7 protein-coding genes are annotated in these 4,360 nt (G+C 42.3%); 2 read left to right on the forward strand and 5 right to left on the reverse strand.

From position 1 onward, the window contains the following. Nucleotides 1–100: 100 nt before the first annotated feature. A complete protein-coding gene (locus tag PVV59_RS09385; RefSeq protein ID WP_273755826.1) occupies nucleotides 101–763 on the reverse strand; it encodes a lysozyme in 663 nt (220 codons plus the stop codon). Between the two features lie 106 nt (nucleotides 764–869). Between PVV59_RS09385 and PVV59_RS09390 the strand changes: the two genes are divergently transcribed. After that, entirely contained in the window at nucleotides 870–1,193 is a 324-nt protein-coding gene (locus PVV59_RS09390) for a type II toxin-antitoxin system RelE/ParE family toxin (protein WP_273755827.1), read from the forward strand. A gap of 12 nt (nucleotides 1,194–1,205) precedes the next feature. Continuing rightward, the gene (locus PVV59_RS09395) at nucleotides 1,206–1,517 is read left to right on the forward strand and encodes a DNA-binding protein (protein WP_273755828.1); all 312 of its coding nucleotides are present in this window, start codon (nucleotides 1,206–1,208) and stop codon (nucleotides 1,515–1,517) included. Nucleotides 1,518–1,569: 52 nt separating this feature from the next. Here the strand turns inward: PVV59_RS09395 and PVV59_RS09400 are convergent, their stop codons facing one another. The 4 genes from PVV59_RS09400 to PVV59_RS09415 all read right to left on the reverse strand — a co-directional run. Continuing rightward, nucleotides 1,570–1,848 (reverse strand): hypothetical protein, encoded by a 279-nt coding sequence (locus PVV59_RS09400; protein WP_273755829.1) that lies wholly within the window; start codon nucleotides 1,846–1,848, stop codon nucleotides 1,570–1,572. Next, nucleotides 1,845–2,582, reverse strand: coding sequence for an antA/AntB antirepressor family protein (locus PVV59_RS09405; protein ID WP_273755830.1), 738 nt, complete (start codon nucleotides 2,580–2,582; stop codon nucleotides 1,845–1,847). The genes PVV59_RS09400 and PVV59_RS09405 overlap by 4 nt, the downstream gene beginning before the upstream one ends. A 305-nt stretch (nucleotides 2,583–2,887) precedes the next feature. Next, a complete protein-coding gene (locus PVV59_RS09410; RefSeq protein WP_273755831.1) occupies nucleotides 2,888–4,195 on the reverse strand; it encodes a phage late control D family protein in 1,308 nt (435 codons plus the stop codon). After that, a partial coding sequence (locus PVV59_RS09415; RefSeq protein WP_273755832.1) for a tail protein X occupies nucleotides 4,192–4,360 on the reverse strand: 169 nt, incomplete at its 5' end. The genes PVV59_RS09415 and PVV59_RS09410, both read right to left, overlap by 4 nt.

A 4,360-nucleotide genomic window follows, 5' to 3' on the forward strand; every position in this document is an offset into this window, starting at 1 on the left:
TGTTCACTCTTTTTGCCAAGGGTAAAAGCTTTGGCCAAAGCCATAAAAAAAGCGGCTAGTGCCGCACCTGTGAGCAAGAGATTTTTTTTCATCCAGAACATCATAGGCGGTGCTCTTGAAAACGTTTAGCAACAAAGAAAATACCAACACCTGCAGCTAAGATCATAATGGTTGCCAAAGCCCATTGCACTGGACCATTGCCTGCTAGTAAGCCGCCAAGACCTGAGAAAGAACCAATAATTGGTGCAATGGCTTCGGCTTTGAAAAGCCCTGTTGGTGCTTGTGTTTCTACGGTTTGATAGTTGGAGGAAACAAATGCCCCTTTCGCCCACAAGCCTGCTTCTGCGACACGTCGGTGGACAAGACCTTGCAAGCGCTTACCACCGGCTTTGGTCCATTTCTGTAATTCGGTTGGGATTGCTTCATATTCACCGTTATTGAGTTTTTTTAATAGGGTCGAATTGCAAAAGGCTCCTGTTCCTACATTATAGCAAAAGGAGACCAAGGCTGCGAATTGTTCATCGGTTAAGGAAACTTGAACCGCTTGTTCAACGGTATTTTCAAATTGTCTTAAATCTTGGCGAAGAAGATCTTCGGCTTGTTTTTCGGTCATTGTCATGCCTTTGTGGACAAAAGGTTTACCAGCACTGTTGGTATGTCCATAACCGATGGTCCATACCCCGATGGCGTCTTTATAAGCATTTAGGCGCAAGCCTTCCCATTGTTTTATGAGAGCAAGCCCTTCTTGTGATATTTTCCGCATAAAGTTCTCCATAAAAAAAGCCCCACACAAGGTGAGGCTGAGTGAAAATCTAAAAATAAATTTCTTTCTATCTTGACAAATATTCGTTTATAAACGAATATAGATTATGTTTGAAATACGTCACTACCTTACCTCTGATGGCAAAGACTTGATAACTGATTGGCTGCGAAAGCTGCGTGATGTGCAGGCTAAAGCTGCAATTATTCGCCGTCTTAATCGTTTAGAGCAAGGAAACTTTGGCGATTTCAAACCGCTTCGTGATGGTGTCTATGAATTGCGTATGAATATTGGTCCTGGTTACCGCGTTTATTATGCCCAGTCTGGCAAGACCGTATTATTGCTCTTATGCGGTGGTACTAAAAAAACACAAGACACCGATATCACTCGTGCATGTGCTTGTTGGTACGATTGGCAAAACCGTGAAGATTAAAGGAGTGCAAAGATGAAAGACCGTAGCCATGATGATGCAATGGCAGAAATATTCTATGATGATCCTGAAGTAGCAGCAGCGACCCTTGATGCAATCCTAGCAGATGGTGATCAGGGGGAATTGCTTGTAACACTTCGTCAAATGGCAAAAGCCTATGGTGGTGTTCAAGCTGTAGCTAAAGCAGCCAAACTGAATCCTACACAGCTTTATCGTACACTTTCAGAAAAAGGTAATCCAGAGTTCCGTAGCCTAAATGCTTTACTACGTACCATGGGACTTCGCTTAGCTGTACAACCTCTTGAACGACCGGTTCCACACCTTTAATCTGAGTTTGCTACTTCCCCACCTTAAAGATGGGGAAGGGGAATGTTTTACCTTAAGCAACCTTTTTAATGGGGTTGTCTAAATCTGGTTCGTAAGCACGCAACAAAGAATCCATGCTATGCGGTAGTTCTGAATCTCCAAAATCTGTTAGAATTGCCAAAATTTTTGTAATATTAGGCACGTCATTTTGAAGTTTTAAAATGAGAACCTTTTCTATCGCATCCATGGTTTCAATGAGAGTATTAAAAGCCTTATCTTCAATATCATCACGATCAGAAAACTGATACAACGCCATCCATAAATCGCATAAAAAATCAATACTGGTATTCATTGTACACCTCCATGGATTTGTTCTCTCAAACATGCCAAACCTCTGGAGGTGATTTTTGTTGAAGGCAGTACCTTTTCTGTCCCATCTGGTCTCTGAATGGTAATTGCAGGACAATCCATAAAGCCTTTCTTGATTTTATCTTGATAAGGCAACAAAGGCGCCCCTGGAGCTCGACGATAGACCCAATCATTTTTACGCAAGTAATCTGTTAAATCCTTTGGTCGTACCTCTAACATTTTTGCTGCTTCGATTAAACCAAACAAACCATCAGAGCGTTTTAAGCCCTCCAAAGCCTCTGCTTTTGGAGTTAGTTCTGCAATCACATGATCTTTCTGTTCGATTTGGCTCTGTAAGTGATTCAAGACACCAAGTAATGCTTGAGGCGTTGAGTAATCTATTTGTGGTGTTGCTACTTGTTTCAAGAGCCGTTCACATTTGATAAAGTATAAACGCGCTTCTCTACCTTTCTTATTATTCTCAACCATAGAAAGTTCTTTGGCTACATTTAGTGTAAGGTAATATTCTTTTAATACTACATTTTGACGTTCGCCAGTTTTGGCGAGCGTTAAAATATAATCTATTCCCTCTTCTAAATTGTATTTGATAATGCGGTCCTTAATCCAATTGGAAAAGTCTCGTTTTGCCTCTAAGAATGCGTGCAGGTTACGTGCATTTACTGTTTGAACAATTTCCTGTCCAACAGTTTGTTCCGATATCGGAATAAGTGTGTTCATTGTGAACTCCTTGGTAATAGACGTTTGTTAATGACACTCAATAAAGAGTGCCGGGCGCTAACAAACACGGTACCAAGTCCGTCGTTACGCTTTTCCCGCAAGGGTATTGTATAGCGTAACCACACCCGACGAGATCATTATATGCGTATCACATACAATGAGTCAAAGCCTTTAATGTGCGGAAAATAAACTATCTCGGTAGCTCGTCCGCTTGGTATTTAAGGTGTTCGTTAGGCACCTGATTCGACAATAGACACATTGTTGCCATATTGTCAAGCAGCTTTCTGTGATTTTTAATATTTATGCTAATTGATATCTTCTTTATCCATATGGATGACGCCGTCTCCTTCGTCGCATGCATTGGGTGGGGCGTTTGGATCAAGGGTATCGTCTTTGTCTGGTATGGTGTTTGCTACGTTTTTTGCAGCATCTTCTTGGGCTTTATCAAAAAGTTCGCAATCTATTTTTGTTGTATACCCACCTGTTTTATCAAGCTTGTGTTTGACGCTTTTGATGCGCCATTCTGCTGGAATATAGGGGCGGAAAGGGGGCTCTTGAATAAGCTTTGCTTCTGCTTGCACAAAGGGATCACCACCGATATCACATGAGAAAGAAGATTTCCCACGTGATGATTTGTTGCAATAAGCAGCAATGGCCGCAACCGCTTCTGATTGGTTATGGTAGGTATATTTGAGTTCATGAAACGGCGGATTACCAACTTTGACTTCTTTTTTTTCACCAGTGCGGATATCATGATAGGTTGCGAGAACACCGCCTTTCTTCTCTTTGTCTTCCTCTTCTTTCTCAGGTGTTGTTTCTGCTTTTTCCGATTCAGATGATGATGCTCTGTCACTGTCATCCATATGGATTACATCTTCACTCTCCTCGATTTCTTCTGGTTCTCTTGCATCGGCGGCTTTTTGATCATCTCCTGCATCTGTTGCTAAGCCATTGGCGCTACCTGCTTCATCTCGTGCACTATATTTAAAATCCCAAGAGGTACAGTGTTTTTCATGGATAACAACAATAGGGAGTGTTTCACCGGTAATGGCTTTGCCTTCACCCCGTTTGGCAAGTACCAATTTTCCATCAACGGGTTTTGCAACGGCGTCATATTCTTCTGCAAGGCGCGTGGCAAAAGCCATATCGCTTTCTACCGTTTGATCAATGTGACGCACAACAATTTTTGTAAGAGCAGGGTCAACTTTTGCTGTATAGCCATTGCGCTGTGCTATCTCTTGAATGATACTCCCGAGGGTTTGTTGATGATAGGATTGGCTTTTTGGTGTTCGATAAGATGTATTCATGGAGGCAGCGCGCCCTGTAACACTTAAGGTTTGTGGTGGACTGCTTACGGAGATTTCGTCTATCAGATAGGCGCCCATATCGCGGTTTTTACCGCCTTCATAGCCAAGTGTTATGGAAATAACTGTTCCGATGAGAGGAATGTCAAGAAAGCCGTTATCACACTCACGGGCGCGATCATCAAGCTCTATGGTGATACGGTCGCTTTTGTCTTCTGCTTCATCGGTAATTTCAATCGATAAGACATAGTCCATGAGAGTTCTTGTAATATCCTCTCCATTTGCCATCACGATGCAAAAAGGTTTCATGATTGACTGCCCCAAATTCTAATGACCGGTGTGGCTTTGGGATAGGGGAGGGTTGGAAGAAGAATTGTAATGCCTGCTTTTAAGATAGGGCCATAGTCTGCAAGACCAAAATTAGCTGCATAAACGCGTTCAACAGCAAGGGCTTGTTGCCCCTTGGCGTAGTAT

Origin of the sequence: Bartonella sp. MM73XJBT.G (genome assembly GCF_028618435.1) — a bacterium.
In the GTDB taxonomy this organism is placed as follows: Bacteria; Pseudomonadota; Alphaproteobacteria; order Rhizobiales; family Rhizobiaceae; genus Bartonella.

What these genes read in the sequence shown, in the direction of transcription:
- PVV59_RS09385 (WP_273755826.1), bottom strand. Translation starts at nt 763, where the DNA reads ATGCGGAAAATATCACAAGAAGGGCTTGCTCTCATAAAACAATGGGAA.
- PVV59_RS09390 (WP_273755827.1), top strand. Translation starts at nt 870, where the DNA reads ATGTTTGAAATACGTCACTACCTTACCTCTGATGGCAAAGACTTGATA.
- PVV59_RS09395 (WP_273755828.1), top strand. Translation starts at nt 1,206, where the DNA reads ATGAAAGACCGTAGCCATGATGATGCAATGGCAGAAATATTCTATGAT.
- PVV59_RS09400 (WP_273755829.1), bottom strand. Translation starts at nt 1,848, where the DNA reads ATGAATACCAGTATTGATTTTTTATGCGATTTATGGATGGCGTTGTAT.
- PVV59_RS09405 (WP_273755830.1), bottom strand. Translation starts at nt 2,582, where the DNA reads ATGAACACACTTATTCCGATATCGGAACAAACTGTTGGACAGGAAATT.
- PVV59_RS09410 (WP_273755831.1), bottom strand. Translation starts at nt 4,195, where the DNA reads ATGAAACCTTTTTGCATCGTGATGGCAAATGGAGAGGATATTACAAGA.